Origin of the sequence: Rhodopseudomonas sp. WA056, assembly GCF_010906995.1 — a bacterium.
GTDB classification, from domain to species: Bacteria; Pseudomonadota; Alphaproteobacteria; order Rhizobiales; family Xanthobacteraceae; genus Rhodopseudomonas; species Rhodopseudomonas palustris_G.
Genome location: NZ_QPFS01000225.1, coordinates 1 through 2,717, shown reverse-complemented (window position 1 = coordinate 2,717; position 2,717 = coordinate 1). Strand labels below are relative to the sequence as shown.

Genomic DNA, 2,717 nt, shown 5'->3' with positions numbered 1-2,717 from the left:
TGTCGACGTGCGGGCGCTCAAGGGGCCCGGCGGCAGCGCCGGCATTGCGGTCGATGCCACTGAAACCGCCGCGCTCGGTGTCGCGCTGGAGCGAATGGCGGATGCACATCGCCGGACGCTCGATCAGCTTTCGTCCGGTGTCGCAGTGTTCGATGCGCAGCGGCGGCTGAAATTCTACAACGACTCCTATCGCAAACTCTGGGACCTCGACCGCATCTTCCTCGATAGCCATCCCGACGACTCCACCGTGCTCGACCGGCTGCGCGCCGAGCGCAAGCTGCCGGAGGAGCGCGACTTCAAGGCGTGGAAGAACAAGCTGCACGAAGCCTATCGGGCGGTCGAGGCCGACAAGGACGTCTGGTATCTGCCGGACGGCCGCGCCGTCAGCATCGTCACCACGCCCAATCCGGAAGGCGGCGTCACCTACCTGTTCGACGACGTCACCGAGAGCCTCGACCTCAAGCGCCGCTACGGCGGTCTGATCGACGTCCAACGCGAGACGCTGGACAACCTGTCCGAGGCGGTCGCGGTGTTCGGCTCCAACGGCTGCGCGCAGTTGTTCAATCCGCCGTTCGCGCGGATGTGGAACCTGTCCGCCGAGGCGATGCAGAGCCAGCCGCACATCGAGGCGATCGAGACGTGGTGCCGGCCGCTGTTCGACGACGACGTGTTCTGGCAGGCGCTGCGCGGCGCCATCACCGGCATCGACGATCGCCGCCACGTGCTGCTCAAGCTCGAGCGCAAGGACGGCAGCGTGCTGGCCTGCAAGACGATGCCGCTGCCCGACGGCGCCACGATGCTGACGTTCCAGGACCTCACCGACACCGAGAACGTCGAGCGGGCGCTGCGCGAGCGCAACGAAGCGCTGGAGACCGCCGATCGGATCAAGATCGATTTCGTCCACCACGTCTCGTACGAGCTGCGTTCGCCGCTGACCACGATCATCGGCTTCGCGCATTTCCTCAGCGATTCCTCGACCGGGCCGCTCACCGACAAGCAGGCCGAGTACGTGAACTACATCACGACCTCGACCAACGCGCTGATGGCGATCATCAACAACATCCTCGATCTCGCCAGCATCGATGCCGGGGCGATGACGCTCAATCTCGGGCCGATCGACATCCGCAAGGCGATCGACGCCGCGGCGGAAGGGATTCAGGATCGGCTGGCCCGCGACCAGATCGCGCTGCAGATCGACGTCGATCCGGAGATCGATCGTTTCGTCGGCGACGAGCGGCGCGTCGTGCAGGTTCTGTACAATCTGCTGGCCAATGCGGTGGACTTCTCGCCGCCGCAGGGGACGGTCCGGTTGACGGTTCGCAGGGGCGAAACCCGGGTGGCGTTCACCGTCGCAGATGCCGGTCCGGGGATTGCGCCGGCGTTCAAGGACAGGATGTTCGATCTGTTCGAAAGCGACCCGCAGGGCTCGCGGCATCGCGGCGCAGGCCTCGGATTGTCGCTGGTGCGCTCGTTCGTCGAACTGCACGGCGGCAAGGTCGAAGTCGAGTCGACGGTCGGCCGCGGAACCTCGGTGACCTGCGAGTTTCCGCTCGAGCAGTCCGCCCAACGCCACGCGGCCGAATGAGCGCGGCGGCGACATTCTCGGTCGCGCTGGCCAACGAGGCGGCGACCACGCGGCTGATGGCCGAGGTCGCGCTGCTGATCGGTCCCGGCGACGTCGTCACCCTGTCGGGCGATCTCGGCGCCGGCAAAACCGCTGCGGCGCGGGCGATGATCCGTTATCTCGCGGCCGACGACACGCTCGAAGTGCCGAGCCCGACCTTCACGCTGGTTCAGACCTACGATCTGCCGCCTTATCCGCTCCTGCATGCGGATCTGTATCGGGTCGAGGATCCGTCGGAACTGGAAGAGATCGGCCTGTCGCCGCTGCCGGACGGCACCGTGGCGCTGATCGAATGGCCCGAGCGCGCTGGCGCGGCGCTGCCGGAAGACCGCATCGACATCGCGCTCAGTCATCGTCCGGCGCTCGGCCCATCGGCGCGCGCGGCGGAAATCACCGGCCACGGCAAGGCCGTGAAGCAGGTCGAACGGCTCGCCGCGCTGCGCAGCTTCATCGAGACCGCCGGCTATGCCGAGGCCGAGCGTCTGCACATGCCGGGCGATGCCTCGACGCGCTCCTACGCCCGGCTGCAGCGCGGCACCGAAAGCGTGATCTTGATGAACGCGCCGCGCCGTCCCGATGGGCCGGCGCTGTATGCCGGCAAGAGCTACAGCGCTGCGGTGCATCTGGCCGAGGACGTCCGGCCGTTCGTCGCGATCGGTCAGGGCCTGCGCGAGCGAGGCTTTTCCGCACCCGCCATTCATCATGCCGATCTCGATGCCGGCTTCCTGATCACCGAGGATCTCGGCAGCGTCGGTGTGGTCGAGGGTGATCCGCCTGCGCCGGTGGTGGCTCGCTATCAGGCCGCCACCGACATGCTGGCGGCGCTGCATGCCAAGCCGCTCCCTGATCATCTTCCGCTGTCGCCGCGCGAAAGCTACGCGGTGCCGACCTTCGACGAAAACGCCATGATGATCGAAGTCGGGCTGATGCCGGAGTGGTATCTGCCGGATCGCGGCGTGATCCCGACCGAGGCGCTGCGCGCCGAATTCGTCGCGTTGTGGCGCAAGCTGCTGGCCGACATTGCCCGCGAAGCACGGACCTGGGTGCTGCGCGACTTTCACTCACCCAACCTGATCTGGCTCGGCGCACGCCC

2 protein-coding genes are annotated in these 2,717 nt (G+C 67.1%); both read left to right on the top strand.

What is annotated here, in order from left to right:
• Window positions 1–1,585, top strand: a 1,585-nt coding sequence (locus DU475_RS23545) for a sensor histidine kinase (RefSeq protein WP_205524526.1), incomplete at its 5' end; no start/stop codon positions are given.
• Window positions 1,582–2,717, top strand: a 1,136-nt coding sequence (gene tsaE, locus DU475_RS23540) for a tRNA (adenosine(37)-N6)-threonylcarbamoyltransferase complex ATPase subunit type 1 TsaE (RefSeq protein WP_164633486.1), incomplete at its 3' end; no start/stop codon positions are given. The genes DU475_RS23545 and tsaE, both read left to right, overlap by 4 nt.